This window comes from Bradyrhizobium cosmicum (genome assembly GCF_032290525.1).
Lineage (GTDB): Bacteria > Pseudomonadota > Alphaproteobacteria > Rhizobiales > Xanthobacteraceae > Bradyrhizobium > Bradyrhizobium cosmicum_A.
In genome coordinates, this window is sequence record NZ_JASXTA010000004.1 from 396,939 (window position 1) to 423,509 (window position 26,571).

A 26,571-nucleotide genomic window follows, 5' to 3' on the forward strand; every position below is an offset into this window, starting at 1 on the left:
GCCGGGAGCGGAGGGGGCAGGCGAGGGGATGGGTGAATTCACAATGAAGCGTCATGTACTGCTGGGGTTGTTTGGTGCAGGTCTGTTGTTTTCGGGCGCATCGCGAGCGACACCTTTCATCACGGAAGAAGAGGCCAAATTGCCGCCTCCAAAGGGGGCGATCGCGGCGGACCGGCGCGGTATCATGCGCGGTCCAAAGGTGGAGTTTGTCGCGCCGGCCGACTCCGTCAGCTCGCCCATGCGGCTCATATTGAAATTCGAGTCGTATGGAGGGGCAAAGATTGATCCGGAGTCGGTGAAGGTGATCTTTCTTAGAACGCCGAATGTCGATCTCACTTCGCGGGTGAAGCCGTTTGTTCAGTCCGACGGCATCAACATGCAGGACGCGGAGTTGCCACCGGGTGAGTACACGGTTCGGGTCGACATCAAGGATAGCGATGGCAGGCCGGGCACGACCATCTTCACGCTGAAGGTCGCGCCCAAATGATATGTCCATTCTGCCAATCTGCGAATGCGGATGGTGCGCTGGTTTGCGCGGCCTGCGCGCGCGACATCGCCGTCCCGGCGACACTGATCGCGGAGCGTGACGATCTCCTGCACAAGCGAGATCAGCTGCGTGACGAGCTGAAGCGGGCCAGAGGCGAGATCGAGGCCATCATGCTCCGCCGGAAGTCGCGCTGACGATGGAATGTCCGTTCTGCGCCGAGACGATCAAGGACGAAGCCATCGCGTGCAAGCACTGCTCGCGGGACTTGCGCGTTGTGCGGCCAACGCTTCTCGAGATTGACGACATCGTTTCCGAACTGGACAAGCTCAGGCGCGATCTAGACCGCGTCAATGTCCGCCTTGAGCGATACAATAATCCGCTGCGCTATTTCGGAACTCATGCGCTGCTCTACGTGGTGATCCCGGCGGGGTTGCTGACCGCGGCGCATGTCCTCGTGACCATCGCCTTCAACCTGTCCCCGATTCCGCTCCGGATTGCATCGATCGTCATCCCGCTGCTCTTCGGGTTCGTCGCCTATCCCTTGCACAGGGTTTCGGCGATGGGGGCGTTCCTGCTGGCGTTCCTGGCCGCGAGCGTCAGCATCCTGGCGATGCTGACGGTCACGGGAATCCACGATCGCGTCCCGATCCTGCCGGCAGTCTGGATTGAATGGCGGGAAGTGTTCGAATACGGGGCGAGCATCCTGTTGGCGTTCGTCTCCGGAAATATCTTGGGTGTCTTGATCTTCCAGGTGCTACCGCGTGTGCTTGCTCATGGAGGCAAGCCGAACGCATTTGCCTTCAGGATGGCGCGCTTGCTTGGACAGCATGTCGGCGAGGAACAGTTGCGTCGCAGGGCTCGTTTGATCCAGGACCTCATGCAGACTGTTGGGCCGCTGGCCGGCATCGCCGCGACGGCCGTCGGCTCCATCTACGCCGGCTTGAAGGGCCTGCTGGGATAGCCGGTCGAGCCTTTCAGCCCGGTCGTCCGGCTCGCTCCGGCCTGCGCCGCTGCTTCTGAAGCTGCCCGACGAAATCCTTCAGCGCATCCGCCAGCGGCACGGATGCGCGGTAGGCGATGCCGACCTCGCGCCTGACCTTGACTTCGATCTCGCGCACCGCGACGTCAGGATTGCCGCGCGCCACGCCTTCCGGGACGATGGCGATGCCGACGCCGGCGGCGACCAGCGCCATCGCCCAGTCTTCGGATTGCGCGATCGCCGCGGTCTGCCTTCGTTGTGACGTCCGGCCGAAGAATTCGCTTCTCTCGCAATGACAGCGGTCGATCATCGGTGCACCGGCGAGGTCGGCGGTCCGAAGCTTCTCCTTCAGCGTCAACGGATGGCCCGGCGGCAGGGCCGCGACATAGCGCTCGCTCCACAGCGCGACGAAGTGCTCGTCGGCGCGCAGCATGCTCTTCGAGATGATCCGCGCATCGGCGCGCTCGTCGCTGCCGACGAGGCGGAGCGCGATGTCGTTGCGCGCCGTCAGCGGCTTCAAGAGCGCGATCGTCCGGGGCACGTCGAGCGTGCGCATCAGTCCCAGTGTCACATTGGTCTTCGTGTTCGGCTTTTTGAACAGGCTGCGCGCGGCATCGGTCTCATCGATGATGCGGCGGGCGAGGGTGTGAAACTTCTCGCCCGAGGCGGTCGGCGCGACGCCCTTCTTGTGGCGGATGAACAGCGTGGTGCCGAGTTCGGCCTCCAGATGGGTGATCGCAGTCGAGATCGACGGCTGCGACACGAAGCAGGCGCGCGCCGCCGCAGTCAGATTGCGTTCGCGGTAGACGGCGGCAAAGTAGCGAAGCTCGCGGATGTCCATAGGATATGCCTAGAGATACTATTGATATTCAGTATTTTACCTATGGATCGGCCCGTGACAAGAACGCGCCTGTCACAACAGGCAGGAACGCGCGATGAAGATCCATCACCTCAACACCGGCACGATGTGCCCGATCGGCCGCCGCCTGGTGAACGGCACCGGCGGCCTGTCCCAGCGCGCCCGCCTGGTCTGCCATTGCCTGCTGGTGGAGACGAACGACGGGCTGGCCCTGGTCGATACCGGCATCGGTCTCGGCGATATCGCGGCACCGGGCCGGCTGGGGCGGCGATGGCTGCGCCAGACCGCGCCAAAACTCGATCCGGCGGAGACGGCCGTGCAGCAGGTGAGGGCGCTCGGCTATTCGCCCACGGATGTTCGCCACGTGCTGCTGACGCATCTCGACCGCGATCACGCCGGCGGCGTGCCTGATTTCCCCCATGCCGCGATCCACGTCCATCGCGCCGAATACGACATGGCGGTGCTGCGCAAGCCCGCGCCGCCAGTGGGGCGCTACGTCACCGGGCAGTGGAGCCATGGACCGGGCTGGACATTCTATGGCGAGGCCGGCGAGGACTGGTTCGGCTTCAAGGGCGTGCGCGCGCTCGGCGACAGGGAAGCCGACATCCTGACGATCCCGCTCGCCGGCCACACGCTCGGCCATTGCGGCATCGCAGTGCGATCAGGGGACAAATGGCTGCTGCACGCTGGCGACAGTTACTTCCACCACGCCCAGCTCGCCGCATCGCCGCGCGTGCCGCTGATGCTGGGCTATTTCCAGCGCAAGGGCGACATGGACCGAAAGCAGCGGATCGCCAATCAGGCGCGGCTGCGCGCGCTGAAGCTGAACCACGGCGATCGTGTGACGATCGTCAACAGCCACGATCCCGTGGATTACGAAAGCTGCCGCTGCGGCGGGCGTTGAGTGCGGTTCGTCAACGCTGTCCGTCGTGCACCGAGATCTCGGATGCCTTGAGGCCTCCGATGCGCGCGTGGGGGCGGCCGCCGGTCGCCATCACGAGGCCGAAGGCGATTTCGTCGCGCCGCGGCGCGTCCCATAGCGTCATCTCGGCGGTGCCGAAATGGCTGCGGACATAGGCGGCGTGGATGTGGCCGAGCGGGACCATCAGGCGCGTGCCCGGGCCGCCGATGGTCTTTGCCGCCGGAACGATCGCCTTTGGCTGCCCCTTGGGTTGACCGAGCACCTCGCGCATGCCCTGGCCGCCCGCTTCATGCCAGACAGCGCCATGCTCGAGCTCGCCGTCGTCGCCGATGATGATGCCCTTGCCATAAGCCTCGATCTGCGACGCTCCGCCAAGCTGTGCGATCAGCTGCGTTGCGAGCGCGCGCCCGAGCTCCCGCAAGGACGCCTGAAACGGCATCAGATCAGGTTCAAAGCGGCCCGCGAAGGGATTGCGGATCACCGCGATGGCGGTTCCGACCAGCAGCGGCTTCTCCAGCCGGGGACCGCGCTCGTGCCAGATCGTCTCGACGCTGAGCGCGGTCTTGCGGACGTCATACGACGTTTTTTCGGATGACATGCGCCGGCTCTAGGCTTCGTCCACGACGGGATTGCGCAGCACCCCGATGTTCTCGATCTCGACCTCGACCACGTCGCCGGGCTTGAGGAAGACCGGCGGCTTGCGGGTGAAGCCGACGCCGGCCGGCGTGCCGGTGGCGATGACGTCGCCGGGAACGAGGTCGAAAATGGTCGAGCAATATTCGATCAGCCGCGGAATCGAGAAGATCAGCATCGACGTGTCGGAGGACTGTACCACCGCGCCGTTGACGCGCGTCTCCAGCTTCAGCTTGGTGGGATCGCCGATCTCGTCCGGCGTGACCAGCCAGGGCCCGAACGGGCCGGTGCCGACGAAGTTCTTGCCGGAGGCGATCTGCTGGGCGTGGCGCTGCCAGTCGCGAACGCTGACGTCGTTGTAGATGGAGTAGCCTGCCACGTGGCTCCAGGCGTCGGCCTGGCTGATGTGACGGCCGCCCTTGCCCATGACCACGGCAAGCTCGCCCTCCCAGTCGAAATTGTCCGAGACCTTCGGCCGGATCACCGGCGCGTCGTGCGCGACCTGTGAGCGCCAGACCCGCAGGAAGATCGGCGGAAACTCCGTGATCTCGCGCTTCATGCCGAACGCCACGGCTTCATTGTGGTGGTCGAGATAATTGCGCACGGCGCAGACGATCTTCTCGGGGCGCGGGATCACCGGCAGATATTTGACGTCGCTCAGCGCCATCGTGGGCTTGTGCCCGGCGACGATGGCCTCGCGCCGCCCGTAGTCGTCGCTGCCGAGGAAATCCGCGAGCGTCGGATACTGGGGCAGGGCGCGGCCGAGATCCACCACGCCGCTTTCGACAACGGCGCCCCAGCTTTCCCGATTTCCGTCCAAGAACGACAGCAACTTCATGGTTTCGCCCCAAGGGTTTCATATTTTCGATCTTGTGTAGTATTTTCGAAAATCGCGCGAGATGCAAGCCCGCAGCGTTCGAAAGTGCCGGTGCGGCCTATTCGGTATCGAGCAGGTGCGCGGCGTATGTCGCGACGTTGTCGGCGGTCGAGCGGATATGCGTCTCGATTAGTTGCACGGCGAGATCGGCATTGCGCGAGATCGCGGCCTGCATGATCGCCTGGTGCTCGCCGGCCTTGTCGCGCGGGCGCGGCCGGAAATTCGCCGACAGGTGCCGATAGCGCTCGGCGCGGTCGAACAGGTCAGCGCGGATTGCGAGCAAGGTTGCCGAGCCGCAGGCGGACACCAGCGACTGATGGAACTGGCGATGGGCGATCTTCCATTCGGGATCGCGTAGCGGATGTTCGGGATCGCGCTGCTCGATTCGCTTCAATCTGTGCAGCGTCGAGATCACGGCGATTTCCCAATCGTCGTCGCCCCGCTCGATCGCGCGGCGGATCAACTCCACCTCGATCAGCACGCGGGCGTCGGTGACCTCCACCAGGTCTTGGCGGCTGACCGGTGCCACGCGGAATCCGCGTTGCTCCTGCGCGTCGACCAGGCCCTCGGCGGCGAGTGCGGTCAGCGCCTCGCGGAGCGTGGTGAAGCTCGCACCGAACCGTTCACGCAGGACGTCGAAGCGCAGCGGCTCGCCCGGGGCCAGACCGCAGGCAATGATCTCCTCGCGCAAGCGATGGGTGATGTCGGCGGCAATGGTCTTGCCGAATTCCTTGCGGGGGCGAATGGCTGCGTCGGGCATGGGTTCTGCCAATGAATCGATGCCTCAACATGCCGCGCTAACGACCATCTTGCAATAATTTTCGTAAACGGTATGATTTTCGAAAACATGGCTTTGGGAGGCGGGTCGATCATGAGAGCGGTGCTGGTGCGTCAGCCGGGTGGGCCGGATGCGCTCGAGGTGGTCGAGCTTCCGGTGCCGGTGCCCGGCCCCGGCCAGGTGCAGATCCGGGCCGAGGCGTTCGGCGTCGGGCAGCCCGACGTGCTGATCCGGCGCGGCGTCTACAAATGGATGCCGCCGCTGCCGGCCAATCCCGGCAATGACGTCGCCGGCCGCATTTCTGCGCTCGGGCCCGGCGTCGAAGGCTTTGCGATCGGCCAGAAGGTGCTGCTGAGCGCGCGCGACCTGTCCCAGCGTGGCGGTTGCTACGCCGACTATGTGGTCGCGCCCGCGGACGCCGTTCATGCGCTGCCCGACACTGTCGATCTGCGAGCGGCCGTGTGCCTGTCGAACTATCAGGTCGCTTACGCGCTGCTGCACGAGTGCCACCATGTGCGAGCGCCGGCAAGCGTGCTGGTGATCGGTGCGGCCGGCGGCGTTGGCACCGCGCTGGTGCAGTTCGCCAAGCTCGCGCAGATGACCGTCATCGGCACGGTCTCGACCGAACAGAAGGCGGAGTTTGCGAAGGCGAACGGCGCCGATCACACGATCTTCTACGGCCGCGAGGATGTCGTGGCGCGGACCCGCGAACTGACCAACGGCGAGGGCGTCGGCCTCGTGCTCGACCACGTCTGCGGGCCGGAGTTCACCTCCTATCTCGGCGCGCTCGGCAAATGGGGGACGCTGCTGTCCTACAACGCCTTTGCAGGATTGCCGGAAGCAAACCTGATGGCGGCGATGCGCGACCATCTCGACATCTGCCCGGCGATACGCTGCTTCTCCTTCCACATCTACGACCACGATCGCGATGGGCGCCGCGCATTGATGCGCAGCGTGATCGATGCGCTTGGCCGCAATGCGATCAAGCCGGCGATCTCGGCGGTCCTCAAACTCGACGAGGTCAGGAAAGCCCACACGCTGCTCGAGCAGGGCTCGGCGCTCGGCAAGATCATCATGACACCATGAGGGGATGGATTGCACGATGACGACACAAGCACCCATCGCACGCTTCACCCGGCTGCGGCACGCGACCTTCGCCTCGCCCGATCCCGAGCGGCTGCTCGACTATTACCGCGCCGTGATCGGTCTCGGCCTCGTCGGCCGCGACGGCAACCGCCTGTTCCTTGCCAGCGACTCCGAACAGCTTTCGCTCGTGATTGAGCCCGGCGACGCCGCGCTGCAGAGCATCGCCTTCGAGATATCTCCCGATGTCCAGATCGAGGCGCTTGGCACCGCGCTGAAGCAGGCCGATTTGCGGCCCGAGCTTCACAGCGATCCGCTGCCTGGCGTTTCCAGGCTGCTGTCGTTCTGCGACCCCGAGGGCACACGCTTCGAGCTGATCCAGGGCTGGACACCGACGCCCGCGCAGGAGCGGATCGGTGCGCTCGCCGTCGCCAAGCTCGGCCACGTCGCCCTTCGCACCCCCGATCCGCTCGCGACGTCGGAGTTTTGCGCAACCGTCATGGGCTTGCGGGTCTCCGACTGGGTCGAGGACCGCTTCGTCTTCATGCGCAGTGGCTACGAACATCACACGCTGAATTTCGCGCGTGGCGCCGCCCGCAGCCTGCATCATCTCGCATTCGAATTGCGCGGTGCCGCCCACATGCAGCAGGCGTGCGATCATCTGGCGCGCCACAAGTTCGATATTCTCTGGGGCCCGGTCCGTCACGGGCCCGGACACAACACCGCCGTCTACCACCGCAACCCCGATGGGCATCTGATCGAGCTGTTCTACGATCTTGATCGCATGATCGATGAAGAGCTCGGCTATTTCGACCCGCGTCCCTGGCACCGCGATCGTCCGCAGCGGCCGAAGGTCTGGGTCGGCCTGCCGCGCGATGTCTGGGGTCTGCCGCCATCGCCTGAATGCACGGAATTCGCGCGCTAGCGGCTTTGCGTTCGATCTGAACAACGCCGCGCACTTGCGGCCAACGATAATCAACCAAAGGGAGAGAACATCCATGCGAGGGATGAAGCGGCTTGCTGCGGCGATTTTTCTGCTTGGCGGTTGTCTCGCGACGGCCGCTGTGTCGGCGGAGAATTATCCATCGCGCCCGATCCGGCTGCTGCACGGATTTGCTGCCGGCGGCGCAGCCGATACGCTGTCGCGCATCATCGCCGACGGGCTTTCGAAGAAGCTGGGGCAGCCGATCATCGTCGAGGCCAAGCCGGGCGCCGGCGGCAATATCGCGGCGGACGCGGTCGCGAAGGCCGCGCCCGACGGCTACACGCTTGGGCTTGTCACCGGCGCTCACGCGATTTCCGCGGCGACCTACAAGAGCCTCGCCTACCAGCCGGCCGAAAGCTTCGAGATGATCTCGACGCTGGTTTATTACGCGCTCGTGATTGCCGTGCGCAATGATCACCCGGCAAAATCGCTGGGCGAACTCGTCGCCATGGCCAGGGCGAAGCCCGGTACGCTCAGCTTCGGGTCGGTCGGCTTCGGCAGCACGCATCATCTTGCAGGCGAGCTGCTGAACGCAACCGCCGGCGTCGAGATCGTGCATGTGCCATATCGCGGCGATGCGCAGTCCGTCACCGCGCTTCTCGGCGGAGAGGTTCCGGTGATCGTCGGAACGCCCGTCCTGCTCGCTTCGCAGATCCAGGGCGGTGCGATCCGCGGCCTGGCGGTGACCTCGCCGACGCGCACCGCATTGTTGCCTGACGTCCCCACGGTTCAGGAAGCCGGCATCAAGAACTACGACGTGCGCACCTCGGCCGGCCTCTTGGCACCGAAGGGAACGCCGCCTGCCATCATCGCCACGCTCAATTCGGCGACGCTTGACGTGCTCAGGGACCCTGAAATCAAACAGCGGCTGGAGGCCGCCGTCGGCGGCGAAGTCCGCGGCAACTCGCCCGAGGAGATGAAGAAGCTGATCGAGACGGAGATTGCCAAATGGATGGGCGTGGTGGAGCGGGCGAAGATCCCGAAGATCTGATCGCAAACGATGCGGCGCAATGAAGCGCTATCGCGCTTCAATCACCTCGCCGTCCTCCTTCACGAAGCGGCCGACGGGATGATCGAGAAGATCGATCACCGCTTCAGAGGGGCGGCACAGACGTGTGCCCTTCGGGCTCACCACGATCGGACGGTTGATCAGGATCGGATGCGCAAGCATCTGGTCGATCAGCTCGTCGTCAGTCCATTTGGGATCATCGAGGCCGAGTTCGCGATATGGCGTGCCCTTCTCCCGCAGCAGCGCGCGAACGGAGATGCCCATGGCCTTGACGAGCGCGACCAGCGTTTCGCGTGATGGCGGCGTCTTGAGGTATTCGATGACGACAGGCTCGACGCCGCTCTGGCGGATCATCGCCAGTGTGTTGCGCGAGGTGCCGCAGTCGGGGTTGTGATAGATCGTGACGGTCATCGGGGCGTCTCCGCGATTGGAACAGGGCCCCGCACTTCGGGGCGACCGAGCAGCCAGTTCATCAGCAGCAGGCCGGCGAACGCTCCGCAGAGCTCCGCAAGGATGAAGCCGGGCAGGTCAATGGGCCGAATGCCCGAGAACGTGTTCGTCAGTGACCTTGCGATCGCGACCGCCGGATTGGCGAAGGACGTCGATGCCGTGAACCAATAGGCCGCCGTGATGTAGAGCCCGACCAGCCAGGGGACGGCGGTGCGCTGAAAACGGATGCCGGCGAGGATGGTGGCGACCAGTCCGAAAGCGGCGACGGCTTCGGCGAACCATTGCGGCCCTCCGGTGCGTACCTTCGTCGCGAGATCGAGCAGGGGCAGAGCGAACATCAGGTGTGCCGCCATCGTTCCCGCAATGCCGCCGGCGATCTGCGCAACGACGTAGAGCGCAGCCTCGTTTACCGGCAGCTCGCGCCTGCCGGTGAAAACCAGCGTGACCGCCGGATTGAAATGCGCGCCGGAGATCGGGCCGAGCACGGTGATCAGGACGACGAGAATGGCCCCGGTCGGCAGGGTATTGCACAGAAGCGCAAGCGCGACATCTTTGGTCAGCGTTTCCGCCATGATGCCGGAGCCGACCACTGTGGCAACGAGAATGCCGGTGCCGAGGGCTTCAGCTGCGAGGCGACGCGAAAGATCGAAGGTGTCCATCAGCCGGCTTTCGGCGTCGAATGTGTTGCACCCTCGGAGCGGCCGATCTCGCGGAGCTTGGTGCCGAGCGAGAGCTTGTCGATGCTCCGCAGCGGGAGGCTCACGAAGGTCCCGATCCTGTTCTTGAGATAGCGGAACGCAGCATTGAACGCCGCCTGTCGTTCCAGCTCCGTACCTTCCACCGCGGCGGGATCCTCGATGCCCCAGTGCGCCGTCATCGGCTGGCCGGGCCAAAGAGGACAGGCTTCACCGGCGGCGTTGTCGCAAACAGTGAAGACAAAATCCATCACCGGCGCATCGGGTGCGGCGAACTCCAGCCAGCTCTTTGAGCGCATCCCGTCGACGGGATAGTCCATGGCCTCCAGCGTGCGCAGCGCCAGCGGATGTACCGCGCCTTTTGGCGTGCTGCCCGCCGAAAAAGACAGAAAGCGGCCGGCGCCGTCCTTGCGGAGGATCGACTCGGCCAGGATCGAGCGCGCCGAATTGCCGGTGCACAGGAATAGCACATTGAACATCCGATCAGGCACGGCTTCGCTCCTTTCGTTTTGGCGAGCAGCAGGCTTGCAGGGTCTCGACCACCGGCTCGCAAACTTCCGGCCGTCCGCCGCAGCAATCGCGCAGTAGGAAAACCGCAACGTCCCGGAACTCGGCGAGATTGGCGCGGTAGACGATCGAACGGCCGTGCCGCTCGGAGGTCACCAGCCGCGCGCGCGTCAAGATCGACAGATGGGCTGAAAGCGTATTCGACGGGACCTCCAGCAGGCGGGCAAGGTCGCCGGCCGCGAGGCCCTGGGGCTCGTGCCTGACCAGCGTCCGGAAGGCCTCCAGACGGGTGGCTTGCGACAGAGCGGCAAGCGCGAGGACGGCTTCTTCTGTTTCCATATATCCAGACTTATGGAATTATTACGAGGACGTCAATCCGGGAACCGTGCCCCAGAGGCGATCAATATTTCGAATATTCTAGAAATAGCGTTGACGTCGAGAGGAGGCAGGATGCATGTTGGCCGTCATGAAGATCGATGACGCAGCAGCACGCCTGGAAGCCCTGGGCAACCGGACACGGCTTCAGATCTATCGCACCCTGGTTCGGGCAGGTCATCCGGGCATGCCCGTCGGCCGCTTGCAGGACAAGCTGAAGATCCCCGCATCGACGCTGTCCCATCATATCAAGTCTCTGGTCGCTGTCGGCCTCATCAGTCAGGTCCGCGAATCCACGACCCTGGTCTGCCATGCGAACTACGACTCGATGCGCGGCCTGGTGGATTTCCTGGTGTCGGAGTGCTGTGCGGACGAAGCCGAATGCAAGGACACCAAAACGGCGGCCTGATTTCTTGGGCCGAGTTATTCGATGGTTCTAGAAAGATGGGATGAGCGCAATGAGCCAAACGAAGACGGTTGCCATCATCGGGGCGGGACCTGTCGGCCTCGCTGCGGCCGCGCACGTGCTCGAACGCGGCATGTCGCCGGTCGTGCTGGAGGCCGGGTCCGAGGCGGGACACGCGGTTCGGCAGTGGAGCCACGTCCAGCTCTTCTCGCCGTGGGAGTACAATGTCGACAAGGCCGCCGCGCGCCTGCTCGCGCCGACCGGGTGGAATTCGCCGGACCCGCAGTCCTATCCGACGGGCGGCGAGTTGCTCGAGCGATATCTGACGCCGCTCGCGACGCGAACGCCACTGCGCGAGGTGGTCCGGACCTCCAGCCGCGTCTCGGCGATCAGCCGCGTCGGATTCGACAAGGCCAAGACGAGGGGGCGCGCGCAGGCGCCTTTCGAAATCCGCTACCAGAACGGCAAAGGCCCCGAGATTCTGCGCGCAGATGCCGTGATCGATACGTCAGGCACATGGTTCTCCCCCAATCCGGCCGGCGGCAATGGTCTGCCGGCGATCGGCGAGCGTGAATGCGCTGAGCACGTCGCCTCCGGCATGCCGGATGTCCGGGGTGCCGATCGTTCCAGATATGCCGGGAAGATGGTTGCGGTGCTCGGTGCCGGCCACTCCGCCGTGGGCACGCTGATTGATCTCGTGCGTCTCGCCGACGAGGTGCCGGGGACGCAACCCGTCTGGCTGTTGCGCGGCGCCGATCCCGCGAAGGCTTTTGGCGGCGGCAGCAACGACAAGCTTGCCGCACGCGGTGAGCTCGGCAGCGCCTTTGCCGCGCTCGTCGCATCCGGAAAAATCAGGGTTGAGACCGAATTCGGCGTCACGCATCTTTCGGACTCCGAAGGTCGCCTCAAGATCGCGGCCGGCGCCTGTTGCGGCGCGCGAAGCCTGATCGCGGACGAATTGATCGTGTCGACGGGCTTTCGCCCCGACTTTTCGTTCCTGTCCGAACTGCGTCTGCGGCTTGATCCCGCCATCGAGGTACCGGTCGCCCTGGCGCCGCTGATCGACCCCAACGAGCATAGCTGCGGGACCGTGCGTCCTCACGGCGCGCGCGAGCTCGCGCATGACGAGCCGGGCTTCTACCTCGCCGGCATGAAATCCTACGGTCGCGCGCCGACCTTCCTGATGATGACAGGATACGAGCAGGTTCGCTCGATTGTCGCCGATATCGCGGGCGACAAGGAGGCTGCGGCGAGGGTCGAGCTTGTGCTGCCGGAGACCGGCGTCTGCACCCGCGGTGGTGTCGAGTCAGGGGCCGCTGCGGGATGCTGCGGCGGGCCGGCGAAGGAGGAGGTGTCGGCCTGCTGCGCCGCCGACGAAACGGCCAAGAAGGCCGGCGCCTCGGGGTGTGGCTGCTCATGAGGCACGCACATGGGTAGCCAGGCGTTGTGGATCACCGTTCTTGCCTCGCTCTCCGCGTTTGTTGCGCTATTGCTCCTGCCCAAACCCCACGATGGAGGAGCACATTCCTAACCTCGGCGGCCGTTCCCTGATTGCTGCGATGTGCATCGGCCAGCTCGGCAATCTGCTGCCGCATGTGACGCTGTCCGCAAACCTGGCGCGGCATTTGATGCCGGCCTGGGGCCTCTCCGCGGCCGAAGGCGGCCTGATGGCGAGCGGCTATGCGTTCGGCTACATGCTCGCGGTGCCGGTGCTGACGACGCTGACCGACCGCATCGATGCGCGGCTCGTGCTGCTCTGCGGCTCGATCTTGAGCGGCCTCGCCACCGCGGCATTCGGAATCTTGGCGCAAGGGTTCTGGTCGGCGACCGCGATCTGGTCGCTCGCAGGACTTGGTTTCGCCGGCGCCTACATGCCCGGCCTGAAGGCGCTGACGGACCGGCTTCCGGCCGGCGACACCTCGCGGGCGGTCACGCTGTACACGTCGAGCTTCTCGGTCGGTGTCGGCCTCTCGTTTCTGGTGGCACAACTGATCGCCGACCGGTGGGGATGGCGGACCGCGTTCGTCGTCACTGGCTTTGGTCCCGTCGCAATGGTGGTCGCCTGTCTCCTGATCGACGGGCGCCGGCCTGTGCCGAAGGCCGGGCGTCTTCTGAACTTCGCGCCTGTCTTCGCCAATCGCGAGGCGCTCGGATACATCTTCGGTTATGGCGCCCATTGCTTCGAGCTCTACGGCATCCGCACCTGGCTGGTCGGGTTCTGGACCTTCGTCGTCGCGCATCAAGGCGCGCCTTCGTGGCTGGGTCCCGTCGTGCTGAGCTTCTGCTTCGCGGTGATCTCGATGCCCGCAAGCATCCTCGGCAACGAAGCCGCGCTGAAATTCGGCCGCCATCGGGCGATCACGATCGTGATGATCGCGTCCGCCTGCGTCGCGCTGGTCATCGGGCTCAATGCCACAGCCCCCGCATGGGTGCTCGCGCTGCTGCTGCTCGTCTATGGCCTCACCGTCCCGGCCGATTCAGGCGCGTTGACCGCCGGCATGTCGGCTGCGGCGGCATCCGAACATCGCGGCGCGACGCTCGCTCTGCACTCGACTGTCGGCTTCGGCCTGTCGGCACTCGGAGCCTGGGGGACCGGCGCCGCGCTCGACGCGGCCGGTGGTCCGCAGAGCGCGAACGGCTGGTTGCTGGCTTTCATCGTTCTTGCCGGTGGCATCGCGCTGGGTCCGCTGGCGCTGCTTTGGGCGCGGAAGGGCCAGCCTGTCGGGGCGCAGTCGATGTGAGGTCGCGCAATTCACTCGGCCACGTCGTCGCGGATGAGTGCTGCCTTTGTCGGGCCGCAGTGTGAGGTGCATGGAGGTGTGTCTAAGTAGACTTTTCAGCGAGAATTCGATCGAGGCGTAATCGATGTCGATGATCGGTGAGAAGGCGAGCGCCTCCCATCACGGCAGCGAGAGTTCCCAATCCTGTTCCGCCGGCGATCAAAAACATGATGAGGATCTGATATTTGACAGCGTCTATCGGTTCGACGCCCGCAAGGATTTGCCCGGTCATCATCCCCGGCAAGGAGACAAGGCCGATTGCTGCCATCGCATTGATGGTCGGCATCAGCCCGCTCCGCATTGCATCCCGCAGCACCGGCAGCAGCGCCTGATACCGGGTGCCGCCAAGCGCAAGGCGAGCTTCTATCGCGGCCCTCTCGCGCACCAGGCCATTTGTCAGCACGTCCAGGCCCAGGCTTATTCCTGTCATGGTGTTGCCCAGGATCATGCCCAGCAACGGCAGCGCATAGCGCGGATGATACCAGGGATCCGGGCGGAGCTCCGTCATAAGTGAAAAGATCGTCACGGTGCCGGCCGCGAGCAGTGTGCATCCGGCGCCCAGGCCGTAGCTCCAGACACCCGGCAGGCGCCGCTTTTGCCGTGCGACGATTTCCCGTGATGCGAACAGAACCATGATGAAGGCTGCGAGGGCGGTCCAGAGCGGCGAGACCGCGGCAAACAGGAACGTCAATACGTATCCAACGAGCACCAGCTGAAGCACCATCCGCACGGTGGCAATCGCCAGTTGCTTTTCAAGCTTGAGGCGGAGAGCAAGCGAGAGAGCGCCGTCCATGACGACAAGGAGCGCGGGCAGAACCACATCACCGTACGCCAAATGAATGTAGGTCACGGCCGATTTTCCTCGATTCCGCCGTCGGCATTCATCATAAGGACCCTCGACCCGACGCGGCGGGCCTGGGCGTTGTCATGAGTGCTCCAAACGACACTCGTTCCATTCGAAAGGCGTTCGGCGATCAAGGATTCCACGGCCGCCGTCGATGCCGAATCGAGGCCCGAGGTCGGCTCGTCCAGCAGAAGAACCCGCGATTGCAGCATCAGCGCCCGCACAAGCCCCAGCCGTTGTCTCTCTCCGGTCGAAAGTCTTTGGACCGGCCAGGGACCGCAACCGGGCGGCAACCCCAATCTTGTGACCAGCGGTAAGGCATCATCCCAGCCGGTGAAATGATCTTGTACGGTGTCCGACCACCAGCCCGGCTCGGCAGCGAGGTAGGTCACTCGCTTTCGCCAGGCCGGCGCGGGCATGGCCTCCCTGAGCGTTCCGTCCAGTTTGATCATTCCTTCGTTGGGATCGAGATCTGCGATCGAGCGAAGCAGTTGGGTCTTCCCTACGCCAGAGGGTCCTTGCAGGGCAATGCATTCGCCGTCCTGCAAATCGAACGAAACGCAGATGTGCAAGCGCTTGAGCGCGCGGACCGTCAGCATGTGTCAAAGCTTGCGCCGCAGCCGATCGGCAACCCGCCCGGCGATCTCCGCCGGCGCCTCGTCCGGATAAGGATGCACCGAGCTGACATTGATCTCGCCGAGCACATAGCTGTCGCCCCCGTCGGGAAGCACCGGGCCAAGCATGAAATCGGCATCCCAGATCATTGGCAGATCATGTCTCGGAATATCCAGCAACGAGGTCAGCTGCGGCGTCCACTCGTCTTCCATCAGCCGGCGCAGCCGCTGGAAGCGCGGGTCTGCGTTGGATGTGTACAGCCGCGGTCCAGCGCCTGAACGCGCGGCCGGCGAGTCGACAAGCGCTTTGACCTTGTGATGGCCGAAGCCCGCACAGCGATCGCCCGCCATATAGCAGCGCACGACACCTTCGCTCAACCGAGGCTGGAATGGCTGATCGACCACGCTGCCATTTTCGAAGTACTCGGCGCAGCGGCCGAGAAAACTTTCCAGCGTCAGTTCTTCGGAGCCATCTTTGGTGGCGTCCAGCACCCTTATCATCGGGGAAGTCGGTAGCCTCTCGACCTTCCACACGCCTTGGCCGCCGTTGCCGCGGTTGCGCTTGATCACGCGCGGACCTGTGGCGAGCCGTGTCGGCAACCCGGCGCGCATGGCCTCGGCGGTTTGATACAGAGCCGTGTCGGATCCCCACCCCATCGAGCGGGTATGATAGAGCACCTCCTTGGTGCCCATCTTGAGAATGACGTCCGGATGAGCACTGACCCACACGCCCCGTGCGGCGACGTCGCGCAGCAGCGCGTCGAGACCGGCGCGATTTCGACCGTCCTGAATGGGGTTGACCCAGACGAGCACGCCGTCCACCGCGAGCAACTGCTCGCGGACTTCCTCGGTAAAGCTTTCGTCGTAGATCGCCGGCCGTGCCTCGATGCCGAGGGCGGCGAGTGCTTCGAAAACGCCGACGAAGCGGCTGTTCGGCGCCGTCGCATCCCGCCGCGCGGCAGCGTCTCCGCGTGAGAGGATGGCGACGGTGTGTTGGTGAGAAGGGTGTCGTTCGGTGTTCATGCGCTAGCTCCACGAATGGCGTGCTGCGCAGAGCTTGGACCGAGGCCTCACGGGGAGTCTGCCTTGTCCCCACGCAAAGGACACTAGCGAGGCCGTCCGCGAGTTTCAAGACGGTGGCTGACGCGGTTCCGCCGGAGCGGTGAACTCTTCGTGACGGTCGCCGGCGACTGGGCTGCCCGAAGCATACGCCGGTTGACAGCTCCCGCCCTCGGGTTTTTATTTAGGGTTCGGGGATGTGCGATCTCCCCGTGAGGCGACATGCCCAAGCATCGCGTCCTGATCACCAAGGGCGCAGCATGTCATCATACATTCCCGATTTCATCCGGCAGATTGGTTTGACTTCCGGCGCGGCATCAGCGCCGGTCGCATCGCTATGCGCCTCTATCCCCGGAGCCTCTTGCGCGTTGTGGCATCGAGGCGGGGCATGATCGCGAAACGGACGTCACCTGGGACAGGGGTCATGATCAGGAGAACGAACATGCGAACACAAACAATCTTCCGCACCGTTCTGTTGCTTGCAATCGCGGGCGGGCTGTCGAGCGCACACGCCCTGACACAGGAGGAACTCGTCGCCAGGATCCAGGCGGCCGGCTACTCGCAGGTCAGCGACATAAAGTCGACCCCAGAGGGCATCACCGCCAAGGCGGTGAAGAACGGCAAGGCGGTCACGCTCGTCGTCGACAGCAGCGGCCAGGTCAAAGAGCGAAACTAAGCTTGAGGAGTAGCATGATGAAAAGAATCATCTGGGCCATGGCGGCCATTGGCGTCTGCCTTCTTGCATTTCGCTTTGGCCCCTTCATCCCGGCATATGCCCAGAACGCCGACTGGCAGAAAGTTGACGAGACATTGGGCCGCAAGCCCGCCGTCTCGGACGACGTCCGCCGCTACGGCTTTCCCCGCACCGACCTCTCCGTGACCCTGGACGGCGTCACGATAAAGCCGGCGCTGGCATTGGGCGGCTGGGTCGCGTTCAAGCCTGCGCATGGCGGCGCCATGGTCATGGGCGACCTCGTGCTGCTCGAGACCGAGGTCAATCCCGTGATGGCGAAGATGATCGCGAGCGGGCTCGCGATCACAGCTGTGCACAATCACCTGCTGCGTGCGAGCCCGGCTACGTTCTACATGCACGTCGCCGGACACGGAGACCCGGTCAAGCTGGCCTCGGCGATCCATGATGCCCTGGCCGAAAGCAAGACCCCGCTGACGGTCACGGCGCCGGCGAACCCGCCGCCCGCCATCGACCTCGACACGGCGAAGCTCGATCAGATCATCGGCGTCAAGGGGCAAGCCAATGGCGGCGTCTACCAGTTCAACGTGAAGCGGCGCGATCCCATAACGGAAGACGGCATGTTGTTGACCCCCGTCGCCGCGATGGGTGTCGCCACCGCCATCAATTTCCAGCCGACCGGCGGCGGCAAGACGGCCATCACCGGGGATTTCGTCCTGACCAGTGACGAGGTAAATCCGGTCATCCTGGCGCTTCGGACGCACGGCATCGAGGTGACGGCGCTGCACAGCCACATGCTCGACGAACAGCCGCGGCTCTTCTTCATGCATTTCTGGGCCAACGACGATGCCGTCAAGCTCGCCGAAGGCCTGCGTGCTGCGCTCGACAAGACGGCCAGCACGAAGAGCTGACGCAAGCAGCGCTGCGCGCGAAAATGTCCGGTGGAACAATTCGCGCGCAATCACCAGAGTCAGTACTTCGGCCGATGCGACGTCGCCCATTCACGCGCGTGCGGGATGGGCGCGCGTAGCGGCAAGCCAGCGCGCAGCCGCCGTGTCGTGGGCAGGCTCTCCATTCGGTCGCGCCAGCGGCCGAACGCGGGAAATTTCCGGTACATGGATTGCCCTTCGTCGGTGAGGCCAAAGGCAAAGCTGCACGGCAGCATGTAGAAGTCGGCAAGCGTGAGCTCCGGCCCGATCAGATAATCGGCGCCGCGCGCCAGTTCGCGTTCGATCACGCCCAGCCCCAGCTCGATCTGCGGCAAGGCGTGCGATACGACCTTCTCGTCCGAGGCGATCCCAAGCTCGGGAAACACCAGGCGTTCGTGCGTCACGTGGTAGATCATGTACGGATAGAAGTAGGAATTGACCGCGCTGATCCATTGGTTCATCCGCGCCCGCCCGCGAAGGTCCTGCGGGGTCAGGCGGGATCCTGTGAAGACATCGTCGATGTAACTGACGATTGCGCTGGTCTCATAGACGGTGAAATCATCGTGCCGCAAGATGGGGACGCGATTGAACGGGTGCAGCGCCAGATGTTCGGCCCTGCCCATCACGGTTTCGAGGTCCTTGAAGACATAAGGCACGTCCTTGTGCGTAAGGACGAGCCGGACGATGTTGACGAAGGTGCTGCGGGGAAACCCGTAAACGATCGGCTCGGCCATGATTCTCCTCCCTTGTGCTGGTTAGGCTTGCTATTTCCAGAATGGCTTGTCGGCCTGCGCGAGAGCTTCGTCTCGGGTGAGTCCGAGATCGGCGAGCAGGTGCGGATCATCCGCGATGTCGCGCAAGGCCGCGCGCTGATGAGCCCGTTCGCTGTAGGACAGCCAGCTGTCCAGGCGTTTCAGCCATGAACTGGGTTGATGATCTTCGGCTGCCGCTTTGCGTCGAACGCACCAGCGAACGGCCGTATTGGCAAAAAGGATTGACATGAAACGGCTCCAAACCCCATGATTTCGTGATGCCGCCTGCCTCATAAGGCGAGTAAGGCCCGGGCCGCAAAGCATCGTTTTTCAGGCCTGCCCTAGTTTTTCTAATGACCTTGCCGGATGTGTTCGCGATGCGCCCGCATTTGCCGCCTTTGAACGCGCTGAAGGCCTTTGAGGCCGCGGCCCGCCATGAAAGCTTTACGCGTGCGGCAGAGGAGCTGTGCGTCACGCAAGGAGCGGTGAGCCATCAGGTCAAGGCGCTGGAGACAGAACTTGCGGTCAAGCTGTTCAATCGCGAGCGCCAGCGTCTGATTATCACGGAGGCGGGCCGGGATTATCTGGCGGTGATACGCGATGCACTGGACCGGATCGCCGCCGGGACCGAGCGGCTGCTTCAGCGTCAGAGTGCCGGCGTCCTCACGGTCAGCACCTCGCCGGACTTTGCCGCAAAATGGCTGGTGCATCGGCTCGGTCAGTTTGCCGAAGCGCATTCCGAGATCGATTTGCGCGTGTCTGCGACGCTGCATCACGTCGATTTTGCCCGCGAGGAGGTCGATCTAGCCGTGCGTCACGGCGATGGCAACTGGCCGGGCCTGGACGCGGTCAGGCTTTCCGCGGAGCGGCTCTTTGCCGTATGCAGTCCGAAACTCCTGTCGGGACGCCGCCGTATCGCGGGGCTCGCCGACATCCTGAAGTTTCCGCTTATTCATCTCGACAGTCGATCCGATTGGGCCAACTGGCTGCGTGACGCCGGGATCGATGATGCCGATGTCAGTCATGGCCCGGTGCTTAATCGCGCGAGCATGGTGATCGATGCGGCGATCAATGGACAAGGAATTGCCCTTGCCCGGACCACATTGGCGGCCTGGGATTTGATCAACGGTCGGCTGGTATTGCCCTTCCAGGAATCCTCGCCCCTGTCGAAGACCTACTGGATCGTTGGTCCGAAGGCGACGGCATCCCTGCCAAAGATCGTGATCTTCCGCGACTGGCTCATGGCGGAAGCGGCGCAGGACTTGCGGCAGTTGCAACTCATGAGAATGCCAGGGTCAGGACGTTGGGACGGGCCGACCTGATCGTTCAGCCAAGACCAGACGTTAGGGCGCACTGCAGCACCGAAACGGCTGCCAGCGTTCCGAACCCAAGCTTGTGCCCGCCGTTACCCTCCAGTGAACGAAGGAGGAAAGCATGCGTGTCTTGGTGATCACAGCGGCAGTATTACTGTCTTGTACGTTCAATCCCGCGCGCGCCGATGAGACGGCTCCTGCACGTCAGGCGCAGGCGACCGTTCCGGTGCAGCCGGATCGGACTCCTGAGCAAGCTGAGCAGGCCCGAGAACAAGACAGGAAGAACGCCGAAGACGTTAAGATCGAACGTGATTGGAAGGCGCAAGGCGACGCCGATGGCGATCGCGCGGGTCGAGCCGATCAATCGGATCAGGATCATCAAACGGTGGGGCGTGATTGGCGCGCCCGGCCTGACAATGCCGAGCGTCGTTGAGCTACAATCAAATATTCTGTGGTCGAAAGCCGACAGCCACATGTATTTCGCGGACTACACGATCACGAGCACCAGCAGGTGAAGAGGAGAAGCTTTGTTCAGTTGTTAGAACAGAGCTCCGACAGCATTTGACAAATCCGCCCATTGCGTAATATTTGCCTCACGGGGGAGCGATCTCCCCGTGAGGCGACATGCCCAAGAATCGCGTCCCATTCGACAAGGACGCCGCATGTCTGCCGTTTGCCGATCCCCTCTCGAAGCCATTTCATTCGTCTCGCGCCAGCCAGGGCCTCGCTGTCGGCGGTGGGATCACCGTGCCGCCGGTCTACCGGCAGCCAGGCATCGCGAGCGATCCAACTTGAAACTCTTCCGTGATCTCATTGGAGGACTGCCTATGTCATGAAGCCGCTGTCGTGCGACCCGAGTCGCATCCGCGGCATGTCGGAGCGGATGATAATCAGCCATTACGAGAACAACTATGGCGGGGCGGTCAAACGCCTGAACCTGATCGAGGAAAAACTGGCCGGGCTCGACTTTGACAACACGCCAGGCTTCCTGATCAACGGCCTGAAGCGCGAACAGCTCATCGCGGCCAACTCGATGATCCTGCACGAGGTGTTCTTCGACGGCCTCGGCGACGAGAGCGAGCCGGGCGCAGGGCTGAAGGCGGCTCTGGCGCGCGACTTCGGTTCGTACGAGCGGTGGCGGTCCGAATTCATGGCGATGGGCAAGGCGCTCGGCGGGGGCTCCGGCTGGGTTTTGCTGACGTGGTCGCCGCGCGACCGCAAGCTGGTCAACCAGTGGGCGTCGGATCACTGTCACACCCTCGCCGGCGGGACGCCGGTTCTGGCGCTCGATATGTACGAGCACTCCTATCACATCGACTATGGCGCCAAGGCCGGCAGCTATGTGGATGTCTTCATGGCGGCGGTCAATTGGAGCGTCGTGCAGCGGGCTTATGACGGGATGCAGGAATGAAGCGCGCCCCATACCATGCCTTGCGCCTGATCGGTTGTGCGGCGCTGCTGGTGCTTACGATCGAAGCACGCGCGGCAGATCAGTTTCGGATGCTTGACGGCAAACAGATACGTGCACGCATGGTCGGCAAGGACATCACGGATGGCGCGCACTGGACGCTCTACCTTCGGCCAGACGGCTCGCTCGTTGGTTCGGAGTCGGGAGATTCCTGGACCGGAAGCTGGAAAATTCGCGATGACAGGCTCTGCATGACGCAGCCGGGGAGCACCTCGCTCGTCTGCAACGAGGTCTGGATGTCGGGCGCGAATATCAGGATGCGCGCCAACGGGGATGAGAAATCGTTGGAAGCCATGGTCATGGCTCACCAAGCGAAGCAATGAGACGACGCGTTCCTCACTCAGCGGGCATCGGAGAGCGCGGCCAGTCTCAAGGAAAGTCAAAATGAATGTCCCGCGCGCTGCGCAGGGCGCACCTCACGAAGGGAAAATCCAATGCGAAATGCAGCTCTTGGTTTATGCGTGCTGACGGGTCTCCTGGCTGGGAGCGCGACGGCGCAGGCTCAGACATCCTGCAAGGTATGCGCCGAACAGCAAAAAGCGTGCGTGAAGAACTACGCCGGGCCAGCCTGCAAGACCGAGTACCAGATGTGTCTCAAAGCCTGCAAGAAGTGAGGGCGATGGTGCCGAGGAGTTTGCGAGCGACTTGTTTCATCGCGACTCTCGCTGCCGGCGCCGGCGGACTGGTCAGCTTCCATGCTGGTTTCGCCGCAGCCAAGGGTATGCAGACCCTCACCGGCGAGCAGATTCGAGCAAGGTTTGCAGGCAAGCAGCTCACGGATGAAGTCCATTACCGTTTCGTCTACGACCCGGACGGCACGCTTCGGAGCTATTCGATGGGCGCGAAGAAGATTGGCAAATGGCGTGTTGAGGAAGACGAATTATGCCTCGATCTCGGAGAGAGAGATGATGGCTGCTATCGTGTTACTCTGAGCGGCCAACGGATCGAACTGATGCCGACGGGGCTCGGCGGGCCGCTCGACGGCATTTTGCAGCCGGCATATCGGGACGATAGCGGAGCGAGCCGCATTCCTTCTCGATCTAGTGAACGTCGATGACAGGACAATCGATGATGTGCACCCCCGCAAGCATTCCGTCGCGACCATCTGCATGCGCCAGGCTTGCGCTGGCGTCCATGCTGGCTTTGTTAGTAGGAGGAAATGCCGTGGCCGAGACCCTGAATTTCGACAACGCTGCTGCCGGAACATCGCCCGAAGGGTGGACTTTGACGATGACCGGCAGGGGCGAACCGAAATGGACCGTCGAGGCCGAGTCCACGGCGCCAAGCAAGCCGAACGTTCTCAAGCAGTCCGGACGGGCGACGTTTCCCCTCGCCATCAAGCGCGATACCACCATCCGCGACGGCTTTGTCGAGGTGAAATTCAAGGCCGTCTCCGGCTCGGAGGATCGCGCTGCCGGACTCGTCTGGCGCGCGAAGGATGCCAACAATTACTACGTTGTCCGCGCTAACGCGCTGGAGGACAACGTCGTGCTTTACAAGACGATCAAGGGCGTTCGAACGTCGCTGGAGATCGTAGGTCGCAAAGGCGGCTATGGCGTCAGCGCGCCGGTGTCGTCGGGGCAATGGCACGTGCTGCGCTGCGATTTCGCGGGAAGCCGGTTCAAGGTGACCTACGACGGAAAGCAATTATTCGAGGTGGAGGACGCCACCATCGCCGACGCCGGCATGATCGGCCTGTGGACCAAGGCGGATAGCGTGACCCTGTTCGATGATCTGACATATGGTGAGATCAAATAGACGTTTGGTCACCTATGCCGGAGATTGCCATGAATGTTCGATGCCTGTCGGTCGCGACGGCCCTGCTGATTGCGTCCATCTGTCCAGTACGGGCGGAAGAGGGCCTGGTCGCCTACAAGTCACTCGGTCCGGAACTGGCGCTCGATCTGGCGCGCGCCGCGTTGGATAGCTGCCGCACCCGCGGATACCAGGTTGCGGTCGCTGTCGTCGATCGCTTCGGCGTCACCCAGGTGATGTTGCGCGACCGCTTTGCCGGCCCCCATACGCCCCCAACGGCGACCGGCAAGGCATGGACCGCTGCCTCGTTCAAGACCAGCACGACCGAGCTGAATGCGATCAGCCAGCCGGGCATGATGCAGTCCGGCATTCGCAACCTTCCCGGAGCGGTCATCATTGGAGGAGGGCTGATCGTCGAAGCCGGCGGGTCGCTGGTCGGAGCGGTCGGTGTCTCCGGCGCTCCGGGCGGCGACGCGGACGAAGCGTGCGCGCGGGCCGGAATTGACGCCATACGTGACAAGCTGGAGTTCTGAGGAGGCGTCAACATCGCGACTGGAATGTCTGCCAGTTTTCGCGAGCTTGGCGGCCGTCTGATCCGTAGACATAAGCAGACGCGCCGCCTTCGCACGCCCAGGCGTGGCCGCTTATCGACAGGATATGACGATCTCCGATTTGTCGCGCCAACCTGAGAAGTAACGCCGTCGAGCTTCCCCAACGATTGTTCTCGATAAGCCCATGTCCACGAGAAGCCGGTCGTCCAATTCGAGGAGCTCGTCGTACTGGCGGCGCCGCGTTATTCCTTCCAGCAGCGCGAGCGATAACCTCCAGAACCATCGAGGGTTTGGAGAAGGGCATACGATTGTGCTGGATGTGATTGAGCCAGTGGTGCTGTCGCAAGACATGTTTCACCTCCGTAATGGAGCGAAACAACGCTTGGCTCGAAAGCTGGTCGGGCGGTTGTGTCTGACCCGAAGCCTATCGCTACCATGTTTCTCCTTGGCGGACAACCGCCGACGGCGCCTTCCGATGCTACGGCTGCGGAGGAAAGCGGTCGAACGTCGGCAGTTCGTGTGCATGCTCCATCCAGCGAAGACGCTCGGCGACCTGGATCTGCATCGTTGGAGGCACGGCATTGGGATCGTCGTAGGTCGCGCTCTGGATGTCGATGACTCCCGGCATCATCGTGGCGTTGACATAGAACAGGCCGGTCCCGCAGTCGCCGCAAAAGTGCCGCCGAGCATGTTCGGAGGAGCGATAAACCTTCGGCTCGCCCTTGGTGACCTTGACGGCATCAGCCGCATACATGGTCCAGCCGACGACCGGAGCGCCGGCGTGGAGCCGGCAGTCGCGGCAGTGGCACAGCGCGTGCACGATCGCTTCGCCCTCGACCTGATAACGGATTGCGCCGCAGTGACAGCCGCCGGTGATGGTGCTCATGCGTTCCTCCCGATTGAAGGCAGGTTTGGCAGACCGATAGCTCCCGCCATTTGCGGCTTCAACGTCGCAGATCGATCTGCGGTTGCGTCCTACTGTCGCGTGACAACTCCCGCCATTGGAACGATTGTTCTCCGGATCGGTCTGGCCATGGTGTTCAAGCACGTAGAGCTTCCCGTGCAACATGGTGCCGGGCCGTTTCGCCGGAGAATTGCGCGCGGTTGTCCACACCCACGACACGCAGTATCGAATTGCGGATCCGACCTACCAGCTATCGATAATTTGCCAACGCGCTCGGGTGCCGCTTTGGTGGTGGCATGGGCACCAAATCACGAGAGGTCATCTGGAGCGGCCGGATCATGGGCGCGGAGATGTCCGCCAGGCACGCCCGCGAAGAAGCCAGGAAGGCGGTCCGTGAGGCCGATCGTGCCGAAGCAGAAGCCTGGTCGGTCCGCATGGAAGGTTACGGCGGTCCCTCGCAGCCGTCTCCGACAATCGGACAATGCCTCAACGGCGGCATGGGCTGGCTCGAGGTCGAGTGCAACAGGTGCAAGGCGCGGGCGAGTTTGCCGCTCGATGCGATCCGCCGGCCGCGCGACACGCCGATCTGGAAGCTGGAAGCGTCCCTCAAGTGCCGATCGTGCCGAAAGGGACGTTCCGCACCGCCCGTCCACATGATCAAGCTGACCGCAACGCAAAGCATCACGCCCTACAAATGGGTGCATCCGACCGAGGAGCGTTAAGCGGAGCGCCGCCTGATGGTTGAGATCGTGCTCCCTGCCATACTCGAAGGGCTTTCGACCGGAGAGGTGTCAGCTTCAGCTCAGAAGCGGTCGTCGACTTGGAACGCGGTATGACCGCTATGGGCCAACAAGAGACTCATGCATCGCAGCAAACCGCGCCTCATTCGATCACCTCGTCGGCGCGGAGGAGTAACGAGGTCGGCACGGCGAGGCCGAGTGCTTTGGCAGTCTTCATGTTGATCACGAAGTCGAATTTGCTCGGCTGCTCTACCGGCAGATCGGACGGCTTGGCGCCTTTGAGGATCTTGTCGACGTAGCCGCCTGCACGGCGGAACATATCGGCTATATCGGGGCCGTAGACGATCAATCCGCCATTGGCAAACTGTCGTGAGAAATGAACCGCAGGCAGACGATATTTCGCCGCGAGCGCGATAATTCGGGGGGCCTCGACAACAGTGAGAGTATCCCCGAAAACAATGATTGCATCGGCACGCTGAGCGGCGGCAGAAGCAAAGGCAGAATCAAGTTCCTCGGCCGTGGTCGCCTGAACTATCGGCAAAGCCATGCCCAGGTTGCGGGCCGTACTGGGTACCTCATCCGCTAATAACAGCCTGTGCATCGGGTTGTCTGGATTGGTCAGGATCGCAATTCGCGAGGCGTCAGGCACCACTTCCCGGAGGATTTCTATTCGTTTTGCGACGAAATTTCCCGGCACGTAGGTCGCAAGCCCCGTTACGTTGCCGCCCGGACGCGCTAGGCTTTGCACGAGGCCAAGTCCTACCGGATCGGCCACAGCTACGAATACAATGGGAATGGTGGCAGTTGCCGATCTCAGGGCTTTGGTTGCCTGCGGTGCCGCGACGATGAGCACATCGGGACTGAGAGCAATCAAATCGGCAATTGAAGCTTGCAGTCGGTCGGGGGGCAGGGAAAAACGATAGTCGATAGTCAGGTTTCTTCCGTCTATCCAACCGTGGTTTCGCAGCCCATCAAACAACGCAAGCTCGGCTTGATTAAGCGTCTGCCCGCCGTCACCTACAGCAAGAAAGCCAATTCGATGGCGTCTACTCTGCGCCCGCAAACGCCGTGTCGAAACGAGTAACGCCGCAGCGGCCGCTATGAACTCTCGCCGCTTCATTCGATC

Annotated in this window: 36 protein-coding genes; 20 read left to right on the forward strand and 16 right to left on the reverse strand. The window is 63.3% G+C overall.

The annotated features are described in order from the left end of the window. Nucleotides 1–28 precede the first annotated feature (28 nt). Together QSV46_RS10300 and QSV46_RS10305 are read left to right on the forward strand one after the other, a co-directional pair. Entirely contained in the window at nt 29–487 is a 459-nt protein-coding gene (locus tag QSV46_RS10300) for a hypothetical protein (protein ID WP_314949910.1), read from the forward strand. A 274-nt stretch (nt 488–761) separates the two neighbouring features. After that, a complete protein-coding gene (locus QSV46_RS10305) occupies nt 762–1,448 on the forward strand; it encodes a hypothetical protein (protein ID WP_314949986.1) in 687 nt (228 codons plus the stop codon). 13 nt (nt 1,449–1,461) lie between these two features. Here QSV46_RS10305 and QSV46_RS10310 read toward each other — a convergent pair whose 3' ends face one another. Then, nucleotides 1,462–2,307 carry a LysR family transcriptional regulator gene (locus tag QSV46_RS10310; protein ID WP_314949912.1) on the reverse strand — a complete coding sequence of 282 codons (846 nt, stop codon included), beginning with the start codon at nt 2,305–2,307 and terminating at the stop codon, nt 1,462–1,464. A 94-nt stretch (nt 2,308–2,401) separates the two neighbouring features. Between QSV46_RS10310 and QSV46_RS10315 the strand changes: the two genes are divergently transcribed. Then, nucleotides 2,402–3,229 carry an MBL fold metallo-hydrolase gene (locus QSV46_RS10315; protein WP_314949914.1) on the forward strand — a complete coding sequence of 276 codons (828 nt, stop codon included), beginning with the start codon at nt 2,402–2,404 and terminating at the stop codon, nt 3,227–3,229. Nucleotides 3,230–3,239: 10 nt separating this feature from the next. On the opposite strand, the gene QSV46_RS10320 is transcribed toward QSV46_RS10315, so the two are convergent. From QSV46_RS10320 to QSV46_RS10330, 3 genes are all read right to left on the reverse strand, one after another. Next, a complete protein-coding gene (locus tag QSV46_RS10320) occupies nt 3,240–3,845 on the reverse strand; it encodes an amino acid synthesis family protein (protein ID WP_314949916.1) in 606 nt (201 codons plus the stop codon). 9 nt (nt 3,846–3,854) lie between these two features. After that, on the reverse strand, nt 3,855–4,718 hold the full coding sequence (locus tag QSV46_RS10325) for a fumarylacetoacetate hydrolase family protein (RefSeq protein WP_314949918.1): 864 nt from the start codon (nt 4,716–4,718) through the stop codon (nt 3,855–3,857). Between the two features lie 97 nt (nt 4,719–4,815). Continuing rightward, nucleotides 4,816–5,517 carry an FCD domain-containing protein gene (locus QSV46_RS10330; protein ID WP_314949919.1) on the reverse strand — a complete coding sequence of 234 codons (702 nt, stop codon included), beginning with the start codon at nt 5,515–5,517 and terminating at the stop codon, nt 4,816–4,818. Between the two features lie 111 nt (nt 5,518–5,628). Here QSV46_RS10330 and QSV46_RS10335 point away from each other — a divergent pair, with 111 nt between their 5' ends. The 3 genes from QSV46_RS10335 (at nt 5,629) to QSV46_RS10345 (ending at nt 8,594) form a co-directional block, all read left to right on the forward strand. Then, the gene (locus QSV46_RS10335) at nt 5,629–6,621 is read left to right on the forward strand and encodes a zinc-dependent alcohol dehydrogenase family protein (protein WP_314949921.1); all 993 of its coding nucleotides are present in this window, start codon (nt 5,629–5,631) and stop codon (nt 6,619–6,621) included. A gap of 16 nt (nt 6,622–6,637) precedes the next feature. Next, nucleotides 6,638–7,543 (forward strand): VOC family protein, encoded by a 906-nt coding sequence (locus tag QSV46_RS10340; protein WP_314949923.1) that lies wholly within the window; start codon nt 6,638–6,640, stop codon nt 7,541–7,543. A gap of 73 nt (nt 7,544–7,616) precedes the next feature. Next, on the forward strand, nt 7,617–8,594 hold the full coding sequence (locus QSV46_RS10345; RefSeq protein ID WP_314949925.1) for a tripartite tricarboxylate transporter substrate binding protein: 978 nt from the start codon (nt 7,617–7,619) through the stop codon (nt 8,592–8,594). Nucleotides 8,595–8,621: 27 nt separating this feature from the next. On the opposite strand, the gene arsC is transcribed toward QSV46_RS10345, so the two are convergent. Genes arsC through QSV46_RS10365 form a run of 4 tightly spaced genes read right to left on the reverse strand, consistent with a single transcriptional unit; the run spans nt 8,622 to nt 10,603 of the window. After that, complete coding sequence (gene arsC, locus QSV46_RS10350; RefSeq protein WP_314949926.1) at nt 8,622–9,023, reverse strand: arsenate reductase (glutaredoxin); 402 nt, start codon at nt 9,021–9,023, stop codon at nt 8,622–8,624. Continuing rightward, nucleotides 9,020–9,721 carry an MIP/aquaporin family protein gene (locus QSV46_RS10355; protein WP_314949927.1) on the reverse strand — a complete coding sequence of 234 codons (702 nt, stop codon included), beginning with the start codon at nt 9,719–9,721 and terminating at the stop codon, nt 9,020–9,022. Before QSV46_RS10355 ends, arsC begins: the two co-directional genes overlap by 4 nt. Then, nucleotides 9,721–10,248 (reverse strand): arsenate reductase ArsC, encoded by a 528-nt coding sequence (locus QSV46_RS10360; protein WP_314949929.1) that lies wholly within the window; start codon nt 10,246–10,248, stop codon nt 9,721–9,723. The genes QSV46_RS10355 and QSV46_RS10360 overlap by 1 nt, the downstream gene beginning before the upstream one ends. Then, nucleotides 10,241–10,603, reverse strand: a complete 363-nt coding sequence (locus tag QSV46_RS10365; RefSeq protein ID WP_314949931.1) for a metalloregulator ArsR/SmtB family transcription factor — start codon at nt 10,601–10,603, stop codon at nt 10,241–10,243. Before QSV46_RS10365 ends, QSV46_RS10360 begins: the two co-directional genes overlap by 8 nt. A 127-nt stretch (nt 10,604–10,730) precedes the next feature. Here QSV46_RS10365 and QSV46_RS10370 point away from each other — a divergent pair, with 127 nt between their 5' ends. From QSV46_RS10370 to QSV46_RS10380, 3 genes are all read left to right on the forward strand, one after another. Then, complete coding sequence (locus QSV46_RS10370) at nt 10,731–11,048, forward strand: helix-turn-helix domain-containing protein (RefSeq protein WP_314949988.1); 318 nt, start codon at nt 10,731–10,733, stop codon at nt 11,046–11,048. 49 nt (nt 11,049–11,097) lie between these two features. Next, entirely contained in the window at nt 11,098–12,465 is a 1,368-nt protein-coding gene (locus QSV46_RS10375) for an NAD(P)-binding domain-containing protein (protein WP_314949933.1), read from the forward strand. A gap of 139 nt (nt 12,466–12,604) precedes the next feature. Further along, nucleotides 12,605–13,786 (forward strand): MFS transporter, encoded by a 1,182-nt coding sequence (locus QSV46_RS10380; RefSeq protein WP_314949990.1) that lies wholly within the window; start codon nt 12,605–12,607, stop codon nt 13,784–13,786. Between the two features lie 82 nt (nt 13,787–13,868). Here QSV46_RS10380 and QSV46_RS10385 read toward each other — a convergent pair whose 3' ends face one another. Genes QSV46_RS10385 through QSV46_RS10395 form a run of 3 tightly spaced genes read right to left on the reverse strand, consistent with a single transcriptional unit; the run spans nt 13,869 to nt 16,306 of the window. Further along, on the reverse strand, nt 13,869–14,675 hold the full coding sequence (locus QSV46_RS10385; RefSeq protein WP_314949935.1) for an ABC transporter permease: 807 nt from the start codon (nt 14,673–14,675) through the stop codon (nt 13,869–13,871). Next, nucleotides 14,672–15,268, reverse strand: a complete 597-nt coding sequence (locus tag QSV46_RS10390; protein ID WP_314949936.1) for an ATP-binding cassette domain-containing protein — start codon at nt 15,266–15,268, stop codon at nt 14,672–14,674. Before QSV46_RS10390 ends, QSV46_RS10385 begins: the two co-directional genes overlap by 4 nt. Before the next feature lie 3 nt (nt 15,269–15,271). Next, nucleotides 15,272–16,306 carry a Cj0069 family protein gene (locus tag QSV46_RS10395; protein WP_314949938.1) on the reverse strand — a complete coding sequence of 345 codons (1,035 nt, stop codon included), beginning with the start codon at nt 16,304–16,306 and terminating at the stop codon, nt 15,272–15,274. Nucleotides 16,307–16,784: 478 nt separating this feature from the next. Here QSV46_RS10395 and QSV46_RS10400 point away from each other — a divergent pair, with 478 nt between their 5' ends. Then, nucleotides 16,785–17,018, forward strand: a complete 234-nt coding sequence (locus tag QSV46_RS10400) for a hypothetical protein (RefSeq protein WP_314949940.1) — start codon at nt 16,785–16,787, stop codon at nt 17,016–17,018. Between the two features lie 17 nt (nt 17,019–17,035). Next, on the forward strand, nt 17,036–17,944 hold the full coding sequence (locus QSV46_RS10405; RefSeq protein WP_314949941.1) for a DUF1259 domain-containing protein: 909 nt from the start codon (nt 17,036–17,038) through the stop codon (nt 17,942–17,944). Between the two features lie 59 nt (nt 17,945–18,003). Here the strand turns inward: QSV46_RS10405 and QSV46_RS10410 are convergent, their stop codons facing one another. Further along, complete coding sequence (locus QSV46_RS10410; protein ID WP_314949943.1) at nt 18,004–18,696, reverse strand: glutathione S-transferase family protein; 693 nt, start codon at nt 18,694–18,696, stop codon at nt 18,004–18,006. A 30-nt stretch (nt 18,697–18,726) separates the two neighbouring features. Further along, nucleotides 18,727–18,963: a hypothetical protein gene (locus QSV46_RS10415; protein ID WP_314949944.1), complete on the reverse strand. Its 237-nt coding sequence runs from the start codon at nt 18,961–18,963 to the stop codon at nt 18,727–18,729. A 128-nt stretch (nt 18,964–19,091) separates the two neighbouring features. On the opposite strand from QSV46_RS10415, the gene QSV46_RS10420 reads away from it, so the two are divergent. From QSV46_RS10420 to QSV46_RS10455, 8 genes are all read left to right on the forward strand, one after another. Then, nucleotides 19,092–20,036, forward strand: coding sequence for a transcriptional regulator GcvA (locus QSV46_RS10420; protein ID WP_314949991.1), 945 nt, complete (start codon nt 19,092–19,094; stop codon nt 20,034–20,036). A gap of 112 nt (nt 20,037–20,148) precedes the next feature. Continuing rightward, nucleotides 20,149–20,460 (forward strand): hypothetical protein, encoded by a 312-nt coding sequence (locus tag QSV46_RS10425; RefSeq protein ID WP_314949946.1) that lies wholly within the window; start codon nt 20,149–20,151, stop codon nt 20,458–20,460. 191 nt (nt 20,461–20,651) lie between these two features. Continuing rightward, nucleotides 20,652–20,822: a hypothetical protein gene (locus QSV46_RS10430; protein WP_314949948.1), complete on the forward strand. Its 171-nt coding sequence runs from the start codon at nt 20,652–20,654 to the stop codon at nt 20,820–20,822. 37 nt (nt 20,823–20,859) lie between these two features. Beyond that, nucleotides 20,860–21,438: a Fe-Mn family superoxide dismutase gene (locus QSV46_RS10435; protein WP_314949950.1), complete on the forward strand. Its 579-nt coding sequence runs from the start codon at nt 20,860–20,862 to the stop codon at nt 21,436–21,438. Beyond that, nucleotides 21,435–21,818 carry a hypothetical protein gene (locus QSV46_RS10440; RefSeq protein WP_314949952.1) on the forward strand — a complete coding sequence of 128 codons (384 nt, stop codon included), beginning with the start codon at nt 21,435–21,437 and terminating at the stop codon, nt 21,816–21,818. The genes QSV46_RS10435 and QSV46_RS10440 overlap by 4 nt, the downstream gene beginning before the upstream one ends. Before the next feature lie 65 nt (nt 21,819–21,883). Further along, nucleotides 21,884–22,552 (forward strand): hypothetical protein, encoded by a 669-nt coding sequence (locus tag QSV46_RS10445; protein WP_314949954.1) that lies wholly within the window; start codon nt 21,884–21,886, stop codon nt 22,550–22,552. Nucleotides 22,553–22,563: 11 nt separating this feature from the next. After that, nucleotides 22,564–23,253 (forward strand): hypothetical protein, encoded by a 690-nt coding sequence (locus tag QSV46_RS10450; RefSeq protein WP_314949956.1) that lies wholly within the window; start codon nt 22,564–22,566, stop codon nt 23,251–23,253. Between the two features lie 29 nt (nt 23,254–23,282). Beyond that, entirely contained in the window at nt 23,283–23,783 is a 501-nt protein-coding gene (locus tag QSV46_RS10455) for a heme-binding protein (RefSeq protein ID WP_314949993.1), read from the forward strand. A 111-nt stretch (nt 23,784–23,894) separates the two neighbouring features. Here the strand turns inward: QSV46_RS10455 and QSV46_RS41395 are convergent, their stop codons facing one another. Beyond that, a complete protein-coding gene (locus tag QSV46_RS41395) occupies nt 23,895–24,152 on the reverse strand; it encodes a DUF1127 domain-containing protein (RefSeq protein ID WP_409997162.1) in 258 nt (85 codons plus the stop codon). A gap of 127 nt (nt 24,153–24,279) precedes the next feature. After that, the gene (locus QSV46_RS10460; RefSeq protein WP_314949957.1) at nt 24,280–24,687 is read right to left on the reverse strand and encodes a GFA family protein; all 408 of its coding nucleotides are present in this window, start codon (nt 24,685–24,687) and stop codon (nt 24,280–24,282) included. 314 nt (nt 24,688–25,001) lie between these two features. Between QSV46_RS10460 and QSV46_RS10465 the strand changes: the two genes are divergently transcribed. Next, a complete protein-coding gene (locus QSV46_RS10465; RefSeq protein ID WP_314949958.1) occupies nt 25,002–25,427 on the forward strand; it encodes a hypothetical protein in 426 nt (141 codons plus the stop codon). A 160-nt stretch (nt 25,428–25,587) separates the two neighbouring features. On the opposite strand, the gene QSV46_RS10470 is transcribed toward QSV46_RS10465, so the two are convergent. Further along, nucleotides 25,588–26,565 carry an ABC transporter substrate-binding protein gene (locus tag QSV46_RS10470; RefSeq protein WP_314949959.1) on the reverse strand — a complete coding sequence of 326 codons (978 nt, stop codon included), beginning with the start codon at nt 26,563–26,565 and terminating at the stop codon, nt 25,588–25,590. Nucleotides 26,566–26,571 lie beyond the last annotated feature (6 nt).